Genomic DNA, 17,741 nt, shown 5'->3' with positions numbered 1-17,741 from the left:
GACTAATCCTGTGGCAAGGAAATTTATGTGGGAGCAAGGCTTGCCCCCGCCACAAAGGCTGCGAAACAGAGCGGGATTATTTGGGGTAAAGCGGCGGCAAACCCGAATCACTCGCCGAGTCCAGCGCCCCTTCGGTGGGCGGAATGGCACGGATGGCCCGCCACAGATCCTCGCCTTGCCAGTGCTGGCCGGTCTCGCTGTAGAGCGCGCCGTTGAGACCGTCCAGGGCGTCTGACAGCGGCACGAAGCGCGCCGCCATGTCGGCCAGGGTTTCCGGCTGCTGGCGGGCCCAGGCGTCAAGGGCCTGGCGGGTGGCGTGGGGGTCGTTGGCCAGGCAGGTGCGTTTGAGGTCATCCAGCAGGGTACGCGGGCTCGGTCCGGTCTGGGTCGAGCGCAGGATCGCTGGCTGCCAGCGGGCGCGCCACCACAAGCCAAAGCCCAGCAGCGTCGTGCAGGCGAGGAGGAAGGTGCTCAGTTGCCAGTACCACAGGGCCTCGCTGTCGACCGTTGTCACGATCTGCGTCGTACCGGCCGGCGTGTCCACCATCAGGCTTGGATTGTTCGCCACTTGCAGGGTCCGCGCCGGGAGGCTGGTGCGGTCCAGGTGGTCTTCCAGGGTGTTCCACCAGATCACTTCCACCGGGGGCAGCTCGATGGTGCCGCTGCGGTTGGGCACCAGGGCCTCGCGGTCTTCGCGGCTGCCCACCAGCCCGCGCTCACTGTTGCGGCTGCTGAGTACCGGTTGGTCCGGATAGCGCCGCAGGCCATTGATCTCAGTGGCCGGCAGGGGCGGCAACTGGGCGCTGGCCAGGCCTTCGGCTTCCAGGGTCAGGCTGCGGGTCAGGGAGTCGCCCACCTGGCTATGGGTTGGTTCCGGGCTCCAGCTTTCACTCAAGGACAGGCTGCGTGCGGGCAGCCAGGGCACATCGGCCGGGTAACTGGCCGGCTTGGGGTTGACGTGCAGCAGCAGTTGCGGGGAGCTTACCCGCATCAACTGGCCGGGCTTGGGACCCGAAGGTACGGCGTCCTGGGCCACCGGCTCGACCAGGGTGGCACTGAATGTCTGGGCCGGAATCGTCAGTTCGCCGCTGCGTTGCGGGTAGATGCCGTAACGCAGTTCAATCACGCCATGGCGCACATCGTTGATGACTTTTTCATAGGTGCGCGATTCGCCCAGTTGCTCGGTGCGGGCGTCGGGAATGTGCAGCGGCGTGAGACTGCTGTCGTCGTACAGCGACACCGAATGGTAGATGCGCAGGGTCAAGATCGCCTGGGCCTGAACATATACCTGGGTCTGGTCGAGGCTGGCCTCGATGAACACCGGTGCCAGGGGGCCCGAGGCGTTGCGGGTTTCGCTTTCGATTACTTGCAGGGTGATCGGCTGGCTGGTCACTTCGCCCAATTGCAGCGGCGGAATGATCACGGTGCCGCTTTGGCGCGGCAGCAGGGTCACGATCCAGCGGGTGGTGGCGCGGTTCTCACCGTCGAGGGTCGTCAACTGGTTGACCTGGCGGGTGCCGCGCACATCGAACAAAGCCTGAAGCGGGCCCAGGTCAGGTTTGCCGAACAATGTGGCGTCGTTGGATTCCAGGGTCAGTTCCACCGTTTCCCCGGAGTTCAGGCGGCTGCGGTCCACACTGGCCGTCAGCTGTGCAGCCTGGGTTCCAGAGGCCCAGAGCAGCAACACGAGGAGGTAGGCGGTGAAGCGGGTCATTGGGTTTTTTCCTGGGCCTGATGGCTTTGCTGTTCATACCAGAATTTACGCCTGAGCAACTCCCCTGGATTATCCGGGATCTGGCGCAGCCATTGTTCCAGTGCCTGACGCTGTTCTTCTTCGTTACGCTGACCTGCGGCAGGACGCAGTGGCGGGGTGGTGGTCTGCTCATCGGGCAGTTCGCTGCCCGGGACATCCTGGGCGGTGGGCGGCTGTGCCGTGCGCGCAGGCGCGGATTCGTCCGATGTTGCGCTTGCCTCGCGGGAGGGCTGCCCTGGGTCGGAAGACCGGGAGGGTGAGGCGGCATCCGGCGATTGCTCGGCGGGGCCCGACTCCTCGCTGTCGGCAGGCTTGGGTTCTTCCGGTACGGGGGCCGGTTCTTCCAACAGCCTTTCCACCAGGGCCTTGTTGGTCTGGGCGGGGCGCAGGTCGGGTTGCAACTCCAGGGCCTGCTCATAGGCGTCCAGTGCGGCTTCCAGTTCGCCGCTCCTGGCCAGGGCGTTGCCACGATTGTAGTGCGCGCGGGCATCGTTGCCTTCGGCGAAGCGTCGGGCGGCTTCGCTGTATTGGCCGGCCTCGTACAAGGCGACGCCTTGCCACTGGCTGTCCTCGAAGTGGGCGGCGGCTTCGGCGGGACGCTTTTGCTTGAGCAAATGCTGGCCCTGTTGGTCGGCGCGCAACCACAGGTCCTGGAATTCGAAGGCGTGGCTGGTTTGCGGCAACATGAACAACAGCGGCAGGCAGAACAGCCAGCCTCGGCGCCCGGCACAGGCGGCCAGCAGCAACAGCGGCAAGAGCAGCCAATAGCCCTGGTCGGCCCAAGTGTCCAGGCGCAGCGTTTGTCCGTCGCTGCGCAGATGGCTAGGACCTGCCAGCAGGCCCAGGCCGCGCAGGTCGCTGTCGTCCAGCCGCGCCGGCCGGTAGCGACCGTCCAACTCGTTGGCGAAGGCCTTGAGGCCCGGGCTGTCCAGGCGTGGCACCAGGATCGCACCCTGGGCATCCTTGAGGTAACTGCCATCTTCCTGGGGCACCGGTGCGCCTTCGCGGGTACCGATGCCCAGCATCAGCCACTGCGTGGCGGAACCGTCCAGGGCCTGGCGAATGCCCTGGCGTTCCTGCTCGTTCAGCGACGAACCGATCAGCAGGATCCGGCCATGGCCCAGTTCGCCCTGGTCCAGCAGGGCCAAGGCCTTGCGGACCGCCAGGTCGGCACGATGGCCGCTTTGCGGCATGATCGACGGTGCGAGGGCTTCGAGCAGGTTGGTGCTGGTGGACAAGTCGTCGGACAGCGGCACCAGCGTATGGGCGCTGCCGGCATAGACGATGATCGCGGTCTGGGCGTCGCTGCGGTTCTGCAACAGGTCCAGGACCTTGCGCCGGGCCTGTTCCAGGCGCGTGGGCGGGACGTCGGTGGCGAGCATTTCCGGGGTCAGCTCCAACACCACCACCAGCGGGTCGGCGGGTCTCTGGCTGGTCTGTTCGACCCGCGCCCAGCTCGGCCCGAGCAACGCCAGCACCATCAACAGCCAACCCAGGCCCAGTGCAATCCACGGCAACCGGCTTTCCCGGCCACTGCCGCCACTGAGCAGCACCGCATGAAAGGCGGGCGGCAGGATCATCTGCCAGCGGCCCACGCGTTTTTGCCGGTGCCACAGTTGCCAGAGCAACCAGCCCAGCAGAGGCAGCAGCAACACGAACCAGGGGCGTAGCCAGTGTGGCCAGAGGGCGATCATCGACGCCTCCGCAAGCGCAGGCGCTTGAGCCGCTGGCGCCACTCGGTGTGTTGGGCCGGCTGGAACAGCGCTTGGTTGAGCAGGCGTTGCAGCGGATTGTCCGGCCAGCGCGCCCGGGCCACCAGCAACATGCTCAACAGCAGCGCAACGGCCAGGGGCCAGTGATACAGCGCCAGGGCAGGACGAGCCTGGGTCGGTTGCTGGGTCACTGGCTCGAGCTGGTCGAGGGTGGTCTTGATCGCCAGTAATTGCTCGCCATCCTGGGCACGAAAATACTGGCCACCGGTGACTTGGGCGATGTCCTTGAGTGTCGGTTCGTCCAGGTCCAGGCTCGGGTTGACGCCGAGCAAACCCGTGGTGCCGCTTTGTTCCGGGTCGGCACCGATGCCGATCGGGTAAATTTTCACGCCTTCGTCGGCAGCCAGTCGCGCGGCGGTGAGGGGGTCGATTTCGCCGCCGTTGTTGGCGCCGTCGGTGACCAGGATCAACACACGGCTCTGGGCCGGCCGCTGGCGCAGGCGCTTGAGGGCCAGGCCGATGGCGTCGCCGATGGCGGTATTTTTGCCGGCGATGCCGATACGCGCCTCATCGAGCCAATGGCGCACGGTGCGGCGGTCGAAGGTCAGCGGTGCCTGCAGATAGGCCTGGCTACCGAACAGGATCAGGCCGACCCGGTCACCTTCGCGGCCTTCGAGAAAATCCCCGAGCATATGCTGGACCAGCGCAAGGCGACTGACCTCTTCGTCCTTCCAGTGCATGTCGGGAAAATCCATGGAGCCCGAGACATCCACCGCCACCAGCAGGTCGCGACCGCTGGCGGCAATGGGCAATGGCTCGCCCAACCACTGTGGTCGGGCCGCGGCGATCAGCAATAGCAGCCAGAGCAGGATGAAGGGCGCCTGTTGCCGCCAGGTCGGCAGATTGGCCCGGGCTCGCCGCCCCACCAGGCCTTCCAGGTCAGCGAGGAAACTGACCTTGAGCGCAGGCTCGCCGCTGTCGGCCGCCGGCAGCACCAGGCGCATCAGCCAAGGCAGCGGCAACAGGGCCAATATCCACGGCCAGGCGAACTCAAACATGTTTGCGAATCCAGATTTCGACCGCCTGGGTCAGGCCGGCGATGGCTTTGTCATCGAGCTTGCATTCGGGTTTGTAGGCGCCTTCCACCAGCACCATCCAGCGGGTCAGGCCGGCTGCCGGACAGCGGTTGTCCAGGAAAGCCAGCCATTTGCGCCCATTGAGGGTATGGCTCTGGCTATAGGGGTAATGGTTGCGACACAGGCGCTTGAGCAGCCCGTTGAGTTGTTGCAGCCAGGCCCCGGCCGGCGCCCCATCGTAGGGTTTGGGCAGCAGGGCGAGCTCGGCCAGCGCGGCCAGTCGCACCGGGTCCAGGGGCTGTTCGGCACGGGAGCCGGTGCGCTTGGCGGGAATGAACCGGCGCAACTGCCACAGGCCCAGGCCCAGCAGGGGGATCAACACCAGCAGCAACCACCAGCCTGGCGCAGGAGGCCAGAAACCAATAGGGGGCGGCGCCATCAGCGGCTGCAATTGATCCAGGTTGCTCATCGACTTTTCCCGGCCCGCTTGGGGTTCAGGTATTCGCGCAGTTGCTCGACCATGTCGCCCTGGGTGCTCAAGGGCATCATCAGGATCCGCAGCTTCTGCGCCAGTATTTCCCAGCGCTCCTGACGCGCCTCGGCCTGGGCGCGATAGGCCTGGCGCAGTTCGAAGTTCAGGGTGTCGAGCTCCAACTGTGAAGCACGCTGGGCGAAGCGCAGCAGGCCGGCGGCGGGCAGGGCGTGATCCAGTGGGTCCGACAGCGGCAGCAGCAACAGGTCGCAATGGCGCGACAACAGGCTCAGCTGCTGCTCGGCGCTATCGGACAACGCACGCTCGTCGCAAATCACGATCACCAGGCTGCCGGGCCGTAGCACTTCCCGGGCCCTGCGCAGGGCGATGCCGAACGAGTCGCGGTCCGGCTCGCCTTCGGTGTGCAGCGACTGATTGACTCGCACCAGCCGGTTGAGCAATTGCAACAGGCTCTGTTTGCTGCGCCGCGGCTTGACCTCGTAATGGGTGTTATTGCCGAACACCAGGCCGCCGACCCGGTCGTTGTGCCCCAGTGCGGCCCAGCCGATCAGGCTGGCGGCCTGGGCGGCGAGCACCGACTTGAACATCAGCCCCGAGCCGAAGAACAGGCGGTGGCTTTGCTCGATCATGATGAAGATCGGCCGCTCGCGTTCTTCGTGGAACAGTTTGGTGTGGGGCTCCTGGGTCCGGGCGGTGACGCGCCAGTCAATGGTGCGCACGTCGTCGCCGGCCTGATAGACCCGCACCTGGTCGAAATCCACGCCGCGTCCGCGCAGCTTGGAGTGATGCAGGCCGATCAGCGGGCTGCGCTGGCCCGGCGTCGAGAACAACTGCACCTCGCGCACACGATGGCGCATCTCGATCAGCTCCGAAAGGCTGACGCGGATGCCCGGTGCGGGCGCCAGTGGGTTATTCATGACTCATGCTCAAGCGACAGCAACGACGTCGAGAATCCGCTGCACGACCCGGTCCTGGTCGATGCCGGCGGCCTCGGCTTCGAACGACAGGATGATGCGATGGCGCAGCACGTCGAACAGCACGGCCTGGATATCTTCCGGGCTGACAAAGTCGCGTCCGGCCAGCCAGGCATGGGCACGGGCACAGCGGTCCAGGGCAATGGAGCCCCGCGGGCTGGCGCCGTAGGCGATCCATTCGGCCATTTCCGGATCGAACTTGGCCGGGTTGCGGGTAGCCATGATCAGTTGCACCAGGTATTCCTCCACGGCGTCGGCCATGTACAACCCGAGGATTTCCTTGCGTGCGGAGAAGATCGCCTGCTGGCTCACGCGGCGCTCGGGCTTGGTCTCGCCGTTCAGCGCTTCACCCCGGGCCTGCTGGAGGATGCGACGCTCCACCGTGGCATCGGGAAAGCCGATCTTGACGTGCATCAGGAAGCGGTCGAGCTGGGCTTCGGGCAGTGGGTAGGTGCCTTCCTGCTCGATCGGGTTCTGCGTGGCCATCACCAGGAACAGCGGCGACAGTTCATAGGTGCTGCGCCCGACGCTGACCTGGCGCTCGGCCATGGCCTCGAGCAAGGCCGACTGGACCTTGGCTGGGGCGCGGTTGATTTCGTCGGCCAGCACCAGGTTGTGGAAAATCGGCCCTTGCTGGAACACGAAGCTGCCGGTTTCCGGGCGATAGATTTCCGTGCCGGTGATGTCGGCGGGCAGCAGGTCTGGGGTGAACTGGATACGATGGAATTGCGCTTCGACGCCTTCGGCCAGCTCCTTGATGGCCTTGGTCTTGGCCAGCCCCGGCGCGCCTTCGACCAGCATGTGGCCGTCGGCAAGCAGGGCGATGAGCAGGCGCTCGATGAGTTTTTCCTGGCCGAGAATCTGCGTTGAAAGAAAGGTTCGCAGCGCAAGCAGCGCTTCACGATGTTCCATCGGTGACTGTTCCTGGAAAGGGTGGCCCCAGGCGTTCGGATAACGCCGGGGCTGGGGGCATTACTTTAATGCATGGCGGGGGGTGGCGACTAACGGGATTTTGTCTGGTGTGCGGATTTGTGATCGGCGTCGAACGCGCTGCACCTTGAAGCGCCGCAATCACGGCGGGCTTGGGCGCCGCGTTGTCTTGATTTCAAATATGCAGCTACGCCCGGATGGACCGCATAGGCTTGCTCTGTCGGGCTTCGAGGCCTGCGAAAGATAATCTGCGACAGCTTCAATTCATCCAAAACACATAAATGAATCGTATACACCTGTAATTTCTGACAGTAGATGCCTTGGCTTTTGGCTAATAGATTAGAGATGGGCGACGGGGCCCCGTGTCTTTTTTGAGGAGTCATTCCATGAGCTTGCAATTGGCGTCCACAGATGAAGAGTTAAAAAAGTTGATCACTCGAATGGAGAGCGATGCGTTAGTAACACCTGCTGAATTCAGGGAAATCAGGGAGAAAGCGGACATCGAAGTCGATAGCGTTACCGATGAATCGTTCCGCCAAGGCATTGAAGCTTTTCAGGCGGCAACTGACATGGTTGCTGAGCGGCTGCAAGAGCTCGCCCTGGCGGCGAGGCAAGCCAAACTAGGCGTTAGGGATAATAAGAATCCTCAGGCGAATGTTGAAAAAGAGCGAATGAAACGGAGTTTGAAATATGCCATCGAGTTTCAACTGGCTTACATTGTCCTGGCCTACAAATCATCCCTTGAGCGACTTTGATATTGAAGCGACAAACGCGCTCCCCGCAGATTCTTTATCGGGATTGAGAATCCAGGCGTTGGCATGAATTCACAGATTGAGTCAGCCTTTCCATACCCCCGGATTTACCGGTCGGCCGGGGCTCGGGCTCGGGCTTACGCCGTGCCGTGTTTTGGCACGGCTGTTTCGTTTTTCGACCCGTGTAGAAAATCTTTCGACAATTGCTGATACAACTCAGGCCCCATCCTTGAACTCACCGCTTTGGCGATCAACGCCACTGCCATGAGGCTGATGACCAACTCATGGCTATCGATCATCTCCATCACGATGATTGCGGAGGTGATTGGCGACTGTGTGACGGCGGCGAGAAAGCCAACCATGCACAACGCAATAATGGGTTGCAGGGCAAGACCAAACAGTTCGGCAGCGTTTGATCCAACGGCGGCTCCGATCGCCAGGGAGGGCGCGAAGATGCCACCCGGAATACCGGAAAAGTAAGTGACGATCGTCGCGAGGAAACGGGTAATCGGTGCATGCCAGGGCAGGCCGACGTCTTGGTTGATGACCTGGGAGGTAATCCCGTAGCCACTTCCAAACGACGTTCCTGCGCTGAGCCAGCCCAGTATCGCCACAATGACGCCACAGATCCCGGCGAACCATACCGGATGCGCACGACGCCACTCCCAGAGCACGAACCGATGATGACGCTGAGGCCACAACAGCATCCGGCTGAATAACCCACCCAGCAGGCCGCAGCCGATGCCCGCCGCCAGTATCGGGACAAGCATATCGCGGCCGACCTCCTTAACATCGAAATGGCCGAAATAGTTGTAGTTTCCCTGTAAGGCGATCGCGACCATCCCTGAAAGAATAATGGTGCTGAGCAATACGCCGCTGGTACGGGTTTCCAGCTTGCGGCCAAGCTCTTCAACCGCAAAGGCAATACCCGCCAGAGGAGTATTGAACGCCGCAGCAATACCGGCGGCGCCACCGGCCAGTATCAGGTCCTCTACGCGAATGATCCGGGCATTGGGCAGAAAGCGGTGGAAGAAATGCATGATCGAGGCGGCAACCTGTACCGATGGTCCTTCACGCCCTGCGGAGAAGCCGCCTGTCAGTGCAAGCGCGCCCAGGCCGATCTTGCCAAAGGCAATTCGCAGTGAAACCAGCTTGTCGACGCTTTTCCCGTGTCTGGCCAGTTTCGTTGCGGCGATCACCTGGGGTATGCCGCTGCCTTGGGAGCCCTTGAAAAAACGGTTGGTCAACCAGACCACGAACATACCGATCAGAGGGGTGTAAATGAATGGCAGCCAAGGCCGTTCAGCTGTCTGCTGCGCGAATTGCGACAATGCCAGATCTGCCAGCCTGGCGAACATTACGACGAGCAAGCCAGCAGCCGTGGCGGCGGTCCACAACGTCACTCGAGTACGCCAACGGATGGAGGTGAAACGGCGATGTATCAGAGTAAACGGCTTGATCACCGGCCTGATTCCTGTTGATGGGCATAATGTCTATTCGGCCAAGCCTAACCTCATACATAACGCCATCCAAGTCTGCGGTGGTGTGGGAGCCGAGCTTGCTCGCGATGGCAGCGGCGCATTCAACTTCAATGCAGCCTGACCCACCGCTGTCGCGAGCAAGCTCAACTCCCACAGAGGATTGGCGGTGGATGCAGGGCAAGGCACGCCGCCGATCCAGTGTGCGAGCTTGCTCGCGATTACCGTAGTAGATCCGGCACCTCATATTTGCGCTACTTTTGCATCCGAATCTCATCCACCAGCAGCCTGATTGCTGGCCTGTCGATCAGATCCCGCCACGGACCATCCTCCACGATTGCCCCGTCATGCATCACAATGACCCGGTCAAACCGATGCAAGTGGTCCACGTCATGGGTGACACATATCAACCCCTGCCCGGCAAATACGTCGAATAACAGGTCCCAAAGAGGCGTGGTCAGCCTAGGTTCGATGGATGCGCTTGGCTCGTCGAACATATTGAATTTTCCAGGCTTGTTGATCAGGCGCAGCAGTGATAGGCGTTTGGCTTCGCCTCCGGAGATATTCGATGCATTTTCGCTGACCTGCCGTGTTGTCACGATCTCATCCAGTTCCAATTGCCGTATGGCTCTAGACAAAATCGGCGATGCGCTGCCTCCGAACAGAACCGATTGTTCAAAAGAGCCTTCCAGAAACCGCGGTTGTTGGGGGCAATATCTCAAGGCGTCCAAGTGAGCCTGACCGGACAAAAGTGAGACCGGTACCGAGTCGATACTCAGTTGGTCTCGCTTTGATGCATCAAGCCCGGCGAGGACTTCCAGAAAAGTGGTTTTACCTGCGCCGCTAGGGCCCGTGACGGCCACTGATTGCCCTTGAGCAAATGCCAGGGAGCGCTTGATCGACAGGCGAAGCGGTCCCGTTCCTGTCACTTCGCAGGGGCCGAGTTCCAGAACTGAGGACCGCTGGAAATCAACCCAGGCCAGCCGATTGCTGCGATCGAAATCCGGAAGTGATAGCAGACCCTGAAATTGACGCTGGTCTGCAAGGAACTGATCAAGAACACGATACCCTTCGGTCAAGGTTGAAATACTGAGCAGATAACTCCCCGCGATTGAAAAAATGGCAACCAGCTGCCCGACACTGATACTGGGATGAGCCGAAAGTTGATCCGCGACGCCCCAGTAGAGCAATCCCCCAGTGGAAAGGCTTACGAACAGTATCTTGGCGGTGCTCAGCAGACCGCCAGATGATGCCGTAGTCACCGCTGCGTTGGCATAACGTCCGAACGCCGCGTTCAACGGGCGCAGGGCGGTAGGTATGGCAGTTTCCAGTTTTATGATTTTCCCAGCGTTGAGGGTGTTGTAGAGGTGGGCACTTAACTCATCTTCCTGTTCATTGACTGCATCGATGTGCTTTCTCCGCCATTTGATAATTTGATGGGTGGCCGCCAGATAGATAGTTCCGAACGCTGTCATGCTCAAAAAAATTTTACCGCCACCTATGTAAATAAAGGCAGCTCCAACAACTATGAATTCCAAGAGTACGGGAAGCGCAATGGTCACAATGAAAGTGAGTAGTTGTTCGTGCGCAGTAATTCCGCGCTCGACCGATTTGATGAAATGGCCGATTCTCCAAGAGTTGAATAACGAAAACTCTTTGCCTATGAGTTCGGTGATCCACTCAATGGAAGCGTTCATGATAATGCTCTGTACCAGCTTTGACAGTGCATGGAGCTGCAGAGGAGTGATGATGGCATGAATCCACCCCGCGACAATCAGGCCTGTCGTCAGTGCGAGCAGGGTGCCGGGTGCTGGGTTTCTGTTACCTTGCAGAGTGTCGATGATGGTTCCGAGTAACAGTGGAGGGGCAAGTGTGATGAGCTTGAGTGCGATGATTGTGACTATCGTCATTGCTAGAAGTTTGGTGTGTTTTTTATAGGCGTTTTTTATCATTGCCCGGATGCTATGCATGTACTCGATCCTGGTTGCTTTGTATTCGATAATTCAACCGCGTAACACGTACTGTGGCACCACCAAGCGACCGTTTCTAATGATGTTGAATCGCTCAAGTCCTGGAATGAGCGACGCGAGCGCCCAACTTGCGTGTGTTCGCAAGTGATTAATTAATAACATTGGGGTGAGGTGAGGGCTATTGCGCGACTTCCGAGGCTGACGTAGGTTCGCTCTTGCCGTTGAGTAGGAGGGGGGTGTAGGAATGTAGCTGCTTTGTTGAAAGTGTGGTTTCTCTATACTGTTCTCTCTGTTTGGGATGTTTATATTATTTTAAGCGAGGATCAAAAGGATAATCTGGCAGCGGTGTTCTAAGGCGGGTGTACCCGGAAAGGTTGTGTTACGTGCACATCTAAATGAGTACAGATGCCATCGCGACCCCGCTAGCGATGGCATATTCGAAGGCGGCAATAGGTCAGCCGATCCATGCCCCCGCATTCACCAGATTCGCTGGCCGCTCCCCTGCCAACGCCGCCAACAGGTTGTCCACCGCACAACGCGCCATCGCCTCCCGGGTCTCGTGGGTGGCCGAGCCCATGTGCGGTGTCGCCACCACGTTGTCCATCTGCAGCAACGGCGAATCCGCACTCAAGGGCTCGCGCTCGAACACATCCAGCCCCGCGCCACGGATCTGCTGGTTGCGCAGGGCGTCGATCAGTGCCGCTTCATCCACCACTTTTCCCCGGGAGATATTGATAAAGATGCTCTCGGGACGCATCTGCGCGAACGCTTGCGCACCAATGAGTCCTTGGGTTTCGGCCGTCAATGGCAAGGTCAGGCAGATGAAATCCGCCTGCTGCAACAGTGTATCGAGGCTGCAATAGCGCGCGCCGAAACGCTGCTCCACCGCAGGCTTGGGCGAATGGCTGTGGTAGAGCACCGGCATGCCGAAGCCGAAGTGCCCGCGTTGGGCCAAGGCTTCGCCGATGCGGCCCATGCCGATGATGCCCAGGGTCTTACCATGAACATCAGTGCCGAAATGCCGGGGGCCGATGCTCTGTTGCCACCCGCCTGCGCGAACCAGGTTGGCCAGTTCCACCACGCGTCGGGCGGTTGCCAGGATCAGGGCGAACCCAGTGTCGGCGGTGGTTTCGGTCAGCACGTCCGGGGTGTTGCTGAGCAGGATCCGGCGTTCGGTCAGGTAATCGATGTCGTAGTTGTCGACCCCCACCGAGACGCTGGCGATGGCTTGCAGGTTCGGCGCCAGGTCCAACAGCGCCGCATCCAGCTTGAGGCTGGCGCCCAGCAGGCCGTGGGCGGCGGGGAGGGCGTCGCGCAGTTGCGCCAGGCCCTGGGCATCGAGGCGCTCGATGAGCGTGACGTCGGCCTGGGCTTGCAGGCGGGCCATCAATTGGGGTGACAACGCTTTGTACAACACCACATGCTTTTTCATGGGACGGGTCTCGATTCAGGAACGGGCGGGCGCCGGGTGTGGCGTCGCGGTATGTGAGGCTTCCCGGTCGCTGGCGCCGGGCTTGAGGGCGAGGGTCAGTACCACCGACAGCAGCAACGCGCCGCTCATCAGCAGGAAGGACATGCCGGGGGAGCCGGTGGTGCCGTTGAGGTAGCCCACCAGGTATGAGCCACCGAACGAACCCAGCGCGCCCATGCTGTTGATCAACGCCATGGCGCCGCCGGCGACATTGGCCGGGAGGATTTCCGGAACGATGGCAAAGAACGGACCGTACGGCGCGTACATGCAAGCGCCGGCGACCACCAGCAAGCCATAGGACCACCAGAAATGCTCGGCCCCCAGCAGGTAGGAGGCGTAGAACGCGACGGAGGCGATCAGCAGGGGCGGCCAGACAAAACGCTTGCGCTTCTGCGCCTTGTCCGACGCCCAGGACACCACCAGCATGCCGATCACCGCCGCCAGGTAAGGCAAGGACGACAGCCACCCGGCCTCGACCATGTTCATCTGCAGGCCGGCCTTGAGGATCGACGGCAACCACAACACAAACCCGTAGACCCCGATGCTCCAGCAGAAAAATTGCAGCGCCAGGATGATCACCTTGGGGGAACGGAAGGCCTCGGCATAGTTCTTTACCGCCTTGATGCCGGCCTGTTCGGCCGCCAAGGCGCTTTCCAGGTCCTGTTTCTCCTGGTCGCTGAGCCACTTGGCCTGGGCTGGGCGATCATCGGCCAGGCGCCACCAGATAAAGGCCCAGAGCACCGCCGGCAGGCCTTCGATGATGAACATCCAGCGCCAGTCGAATTGCTGCACCAGGTAACCCGACACCACCGACATCCAGAGCATGGTCACCGGGTTGCCGAGGATCAGGAAGGTATTGGCGCGCGAGCGTTCGGCCCGGGTGAACCAGTGGCACAGGTACACCAGCATCGCCGGCATCACGGCGGCCTCGACCACCCCGAGCATGAAGCGGATCACGATCAGCCAGTAGGCATTGGAGACCACACCCGTCAGGGTGGCCAGCGAGCCCCAGAGGATCAGGCTGACGAAGATCAGCTTCTTCACGCTGTGCTTTTGCGCGTAGATCGCCCCCGGTACCTGGAAGAAAAAGTAGCCGAGGAAAAACAGCGCACCGAGCAATGAGGACAGGCCCGGGGTGATCATCAGGTCCTTGGCCATGCCCGAGGCAGCGGCAAATCCATAGTTGGCCCGATCCAGGTAGGCCAGGCTGTAGGTGATGAACACGATGGGCATGATGTACCACCAGCGGCGGGTGGATAGGTTGAGCGTTTGCATGTCGTTGACTCCTGAGCTTGTTGTTTTTGTTGCAGCAGGTGTGTTTTTCGGTGGCTCTATCGCGAGCAAGCTCGCACACATGGGATCGAGTTAACCCCCGTGGGAGCGAGCTTGCTCGCGATAGGCGGTTTCAAATTCAGTCAATAACTCAAGGCGCATCGGCAATCCCTCCATATCCCCACGGCTCTGTACCGCGCGGCTGCCAATCCAGTTGGCGCGCAGCACGGCCTCGGTGATGGCGCGGCCTTCGAGCAACGCACTGATCAGGCCGACGGCGAAGCCATCGCCGGCACCCACGGTGTCCACCACCCGGGCAACCGGCACGCCGGCGATAACACCCTGGTCCAGGTGCGTGCGGTAATAGGCGCCGTCCGCGCCGAGCTTGATCACGACGATTTCGGCGCCTTGGTCCAGATAGAACGCGGCGATGTCGGCCGGGTCGTCGAAACCGGTCAACAAGCGACCTTCGCCGAGCCCCGGCAAGACCCAGTGGGCGAGGGCGGCGAGTCGATTGATCTCGGTGATCATCGTCGACTCGCTGGCCCACAGGCTCGGCCTCAGGTTAGGGTCGAACGACAGGCTGCGGCCGGCCTCCCGCATGCGGGTCATTAATTCAAAGGACATCTCGCGAGCCGTGACCGACAACGCCGGGACGATGCCGGTGGCGTGCAAGTGACGGGCTTCAAGCAGCAATGGCGCGATGCAATCGATCGACAGATGACTGGCCGCCGAGCTACGACGGAAGTACTCGACTTGCGGGTCGCTGCCATCGCCGGTACGGGACTTGAACTGAAATCCGGTGGGATGCCTTGGATCGACCGCCACGTGGCGACAATCCAGGCCTTCGTTTTCCAGCGTCTGCACCACGAAGCGTCCCAGGGAGTCGGCGCCGACCCGGCTCAGCCACGCCACCTTGAAGCCCAGCCGCGACAGACCGATGGCCACGTTGCTGTCGGCCCCGGCGATGCGCTTGTGGAACTGGTCGACGCTGGCCAGGTCACCGCGCTGGTCAGCCACCAGCATCGCCATGGTTTCGCCGAACGACAACACATCGAACTCAGGCATGGGCTGGCTCCCGGCGCGACTGTCCGAGACGGGCCAGCGTGGCGACATGTCCAGCGGTCAATTGCAGCAAGTCTTCGCCTTGCAGCGGGTATTCGGCGGCGCGCATTACACCAATGGGCATGTGCTTGAGCAGTTGCTCCCACAGGTGCAGGTCTGCCATGGCCGGAGGCACGGCGACCAGTTTGCCGTCGGCGCGCCGGGCCACGGCCTTGCAATGCACATAAGCCACATACCGTCCGAGCCGTCGGGCGGCCACGGCGGCCGATTGGTCCTGCCATTGCCAGTTGCCGATATCGAAGGTCATGCCGACGGGCAATGCGTGCGCTTGTGCTGCGTTGAAGAAGCGTTGCATCGGTTCGATCCGTCCGCCTTGCAAGGTCTGGTCGTTTTCCACCAGTAGCTGCACCGGGCTTGCGCCGAGCGTATCCGCCAGTGCCGACAGGTCATTTGAGTCGGTGAAATGCCCGAGGGAGACTTTCAGCCATGCCGAGCCGAACGCCTCGGACCGTTGCAGCGCCAGCGCCAGGGCGGGGTTGGGCCTGGACTGCCCGGCGAGCCATAGTTCCAGTGGCGACGAGAAAACACTTTGCAGCCCCTGGGCGCGGGCGCGAGCGGCCAGCTCGGCGGGCTGCTCCGTGGTGAGCAATTCTTCGCGCCATTCGATGCGTGAGGCGCCAGCTGCAGCCAGCAGATCGATGAAACTGCCTTGGCCTTGTTGCCGCACCAGGTCGGCGCCGTAGCTGGAAAGGCTGATGGATACGGGTGGGTTGTGCATTGTTTTTATACCTCTGAAACCGGTTTCAGTTTTGTGCAAAAAAAAGTGGTGTGCTTCAGGGCCTCATCGCGAGCAAGCTCGCTCCCATGCTGGATCTGTGTCGCGCTGGAAATCCCTGTGGAGGCGAGCTTGCTCGCGATAGGGCCCGCGCGATCACCGAGAAACCCCAAGCGTCGACCCACGCTCAATCAACCGCGCCGCAAAATCCAGGGTCCGCACCGGTCCTTTGTCCCCGCGCAAACGCTTGAGCAGACACTCGAACGCACTGGCGCCGATCTGCGCCGTCGGTTGGGCCAGGGCCGTGATGCCGCTGCCCACCAAGGGGTACCAATCCAGGTCGTCGAGGGCGATCAGGCCCACGTCGTCGAACAAGTGACAACCCAGCTCGCGCAACACCGTGGTGGCGGCCAACGCGGCAATGCCGTTGGCACAGAACAGCGCCTTGGGGCCGGGGCCTGGTTGGGCCAGGAAGGCCTTGATGCGCTCGCTCAATTGGTCGCAGGTTTCCACCACGGCACCGGTCAGGGCAGGGCGTCGCGTGATGCCGGCCTTGAAACTCTCGACCCGTTCGATTCGTGAACTGGTGCCGTCGAACGGTTCGGTCACCAGCAACAGATCGCGGTAGCCCCGTTGTTCGAGGTGATCGAGGGCCATCTCGACGGCCTTTGGGTTGTCCAGCCCGACCAGGTCGCTGTCGAGCTGGTCGACCTTGCGATCCACCAGCACCAGGGGCATTTCGCTGCGCAGTTCGAACAGTTCGTCACGGTGATGACCCAGGGTGTTCACGATCAACCCTTCGATGTTGTAGGCGCGCAACAGCGCCAGGTGCTGGCGCTCCTGCTCGTCATCGCGGTCGGTGTTGCACACCACCAGGCTGTAGCCATGACGACGACAGGCGGTTTCCACGCCATGCATCACGGCAATCGAATAAGGGTTGCGGATATCGGCCACCAGCATGCCGATCAGGCGTGTGCGCCCGCGCTTGAGGCCGCGGGCCATCTGGTTTGGCCGGTAGCCCAGCTCGCTGATAGCTTGCTCGATACGCCGGGCAATGGCCTCGGAGAGCAGGGCGCGGTCTTCGCCAATGAAACGCGAGACACTGGCCTTGGAGACCCCGGCGCGTTCGGCGACGTCAAGCATGGTCACGCGACTGCGCTGGGCGGCGGAGAAGGAATTCACGGATTGAAACCTGCTTATTGGATTTATTAGCGGTTCTGAAACCGGTTTCAGGAAACACTAGAATCCAATGGGACGTCAAGGGCAACGTGTCAGAGGCACGACCGACGGTGGTTCGCTTCCGCTCGGCAGCTCAGTCGAGCGGGAACGTGTTTGTCTTCGGATTTTACAGTTGGCTTGTGTAGGTCCCTGTCCCCTTGAGGATGTTCTTCAACGTCAGTTCCACTTCCGCCAGGTCCGCCGCATCGGTGCCGTGGATGATCTCCAGCGTGTCGTCGCCGTTCAACGCATCGGCATCCGCTGCGGCGATTTCGATTTTCAGCAGGGTAGGGCTGAGGGTGACCTTCACGCCCTCCAGCGTCGAAGGCTCGCCATCGAGGGTGATTTCCAGTTCGTCTTCGTCGGGGTAGCGGGTCATCAGGAACATCTCGCCCTGGGCGCTGTGGCAGCAGATCATGGCCAGGTTGTCTTCTTCGTCGTCACATGGGGTGGCGATCAGCAGGGCGGTGGTCATTTGCATGGTGATGGTTCCTGGCTCGATGCACCCGCTGGGTGCAAAAAAAAGTGGATTCTGCCAGCCCGAACGATTTTCTGCAGGATTACTACCTCTGGGTGCCGTTTCGCCCCTGGGCTGCTAGGGTTGTTCGATGAACTCGGGCCGGTTTAGCTTGCCGATGACCGAATATGTCGCAGCGCTGCAAGCAGGCACATTGTCGCACTCGTTAAGCTGCGCAACGGATGTGCTCCTGCAAAGTCCACCCCGGGGTGGTTTTTGCAGGTGTCCATGACGTGAAATTACATGGAAAAGGATGTGACCTGCCGGTCCTGTCCAGCTTCACCC

Annotated in this window: 15 protein-coding genes; 1 reads left to right on the top strand and 14 read right to left on the bottom strand. The window is 61.5% G+C overall.

Translation table 11 applies throughout. The annotated features are described in order from the left end of the window. Positions 1-76 precede the first annotated feature (76 nt). Genes AC09SL_RS08415 through AC09SL_RS08390 form a run of 6 tightly spaced genes read right to left on the bottom strand, consistent with a single transcriptional unit; the run spans position 77 to position 6,920 of the window. Entirely contained in the window at positions 77-1,714 is a 1,638-nt protein-coding gene (locus AC09SL_RS08415; RefSeq protein ID WP_064106913.1) for a BatD family protein, read from the bottom strand. Next, on the bottom strand, positions 1,711-3,447 hold the full coding sequence (locus AC09SL_RS08410; protein ID WP_058543412.1) for a tetratricopeptide repeat protein: 1,737 nt from the start codon (positions 3,445-3,447) through the stop codon (positions 1,711-1,713). The genes AC09SL_RS08415 and AC09SL_RS08410 overlap by 4 nt, the downstream gene beginning before the upstream one ends. After that, complete coding sequence (locus AC09SL_RS08405; protein WP_064106914.1) at positions 3,444-4,523, bottom strand: vWA domain-containing protein; 1,080 nt, start codon at positions 4,521-4,523, stop codon at positions 3,444-3,446. Before AC09SL_RS08405 ends, AC09SL_RS08410 begins: the two co-directional genes overlap by 4 nt. Next, a complete protein-coding gene (locus tag AC09SL_RS08400; protein ID WP_058543643.1) occupies positions 4,516-5,010 on the bottom strand; it encodes a DUF4381 domain-containing protein in 495 nt (164 codons plus the stop codon). The genes AC09SL_RS08405 and AC09SL_RS08400 overlap by 8 nt, the downstream gene beginning before the upstream one ends. Then, positions 5,007-5,951, bottom strand: coding sequence for a DUF58 domain-containing protein (locus AC09SL_RS08395; protein ID WP_058543644.1), 945 nt, complete (start codon positions 5,949-5,951; stop codon positions 5,007-5,009). Before AC09SL_RS08395 ends, AC09SL_RS08400 begins: the two co-directional genes overlap by 4 nt. A gap of 9 nt (positions 5,952-5,960) precedes the next feature. Further along, on the bottom strand, positions 5,961-6,920 hold the full coding sequence (locus tag AC09SL_RS08390; protein ID WP_058543645.1) for an AAA family ATPase: 960 nt from the start codon (positions 6,918-6,920) through the stop codon (positions 5,961-5,963). Between the two features lie 404 nt (positions 6,921-7,324). On the opposite strand from AC09SL_RS08390, the gene AC09SL_RS08385 reads away from it, so the two are divergent. Further along, positions 7,325-7,693 (top strand): hypothetical protein, encoded by a 369-nt coding sequence (locus AC09SL_RS08385; protein WP_058543646.1) that lies wholly within the window; start codon positions 7,325-7,327, stop codon positions 7,691-7,693. Between the two features lie 134 nt (positions 7,694-7,827). On the opposite strand, the gene AC09SL_RS08380 is transcribed toward AC09SL_RS08385, so the two are convergent. The 8 genes from AC09SL_RS08380 to AC09SL_RS08345 form a co-directional block, all read right to left on the bottom strand. Then, positions 7,828-9,153, bottom strand: a complete 1,326-nt coding sequence (locus tag AC09SL_RS08380) for a chloride channel protein (protein ID WP_058543647.1) — start codon at positions 9,151-9,153, stop codon at positions 7,828-7,830. 269 nt (positions 9,154-9,422) lie between these two features. Continuing rightward, complete coding sequence (locus AC09SL_RS08375; protein ID WP_058543648.1) at positions 9,423-11,138, bottom strand: ATP-binding cassette domain-containing protein; 1,716 nt, start codon at positions 11,136-11,138, stop codon at positions 9,423-9,425. A 454-nt stretch (positions 11,139-11,592) separates the two neighbouring features. Next, positions 11,593-12,570 carry a 2-hydroxyacid dehydrogenase gene (locus tag AC09SL_RS08370; RefSeq protein WP_058543649.1) on the bottom strand — a complete coding sequence of 326 codons (978 nt, stop codon included), beginning with the start codon at positions 12,568-12,570 and terminating at the stop codon, positions 11,593-11,595. A 15-nt stretch (positions 12,571-12,585) separates the two neighbouring features. After that, the gene (locus AC09SL_RS08365) at positions 12,586-13,884 is read right to left on the bottom strand and encodes an MFS transporter (protein WP_058543650.1); all 1,299 of its coding nucleotides are present in this window, start codon (positions 13,882-13,884) and stop codon (positions 12,586-12,588) included. Positions 13,885-13,974: 90 nt separating this feature from the next. Continuing rightward, positions 13,975-14,949: a sugar kinase gene (locus tag AC09SL_RS08360; RefSeq protein ID WP_058543651.1), complete on the bottom strand. Its 975-nt coding sequence runs from the start codon at positions 14,947-14,949 to the stop codon at positions 13,975-13,977. Next, on the bottom strand, positions 14,942-15,724 hold the full coding sequence (locus AC09SL_RS08355; protein WP_064106915.1) for a sugar phosphate isomerase/epimerase family protein: 783 nt from the start codon (positions 15,722-15,724) through the stop codon (positions 14,942-14,944). Before AC09SL_RS08355 ends, AC09SL_RS08360 begins: the two co-directional genes overlap by 8 nt. A 153-nt stretch (positions 15,725-15,877) precedes the next feature. After that, positions 15,878-16,903 (bottom strand): LacI family DNA-binding transcriptional regulator, encoded by a 1,026-nt coding sequence (locus tag AC09SL_RS08350; RefSeq protein ID WP_058543652.1) that lies wholly within the window; start codon positions 16,901-16,903, stop codon positions 15,878-15,880. Between the two features lie 163 nt (positions 16,904-17,066). Continuing rightward, on the bottom strand, positions 17,067-17,420 hold the full coding sequence (locus tag AC09SL_RS08345; RefSeq protein WP_058543653.1) for a hypothetical protein: 354 nt from the start codon (positions 17,418-17,420) through the stop codon (positions 17,067-17,069). Positions 17,421-17,741: the final 321 nt, after the last annotated feature.

Source organism: Pseudomonas sp. PF05 (genome assembly GCF_056521845.1).
Note: the sequence above shows the minus strand (reverse complement) of the source record. Positions and strands in the feature narration are given on the sequence as shown.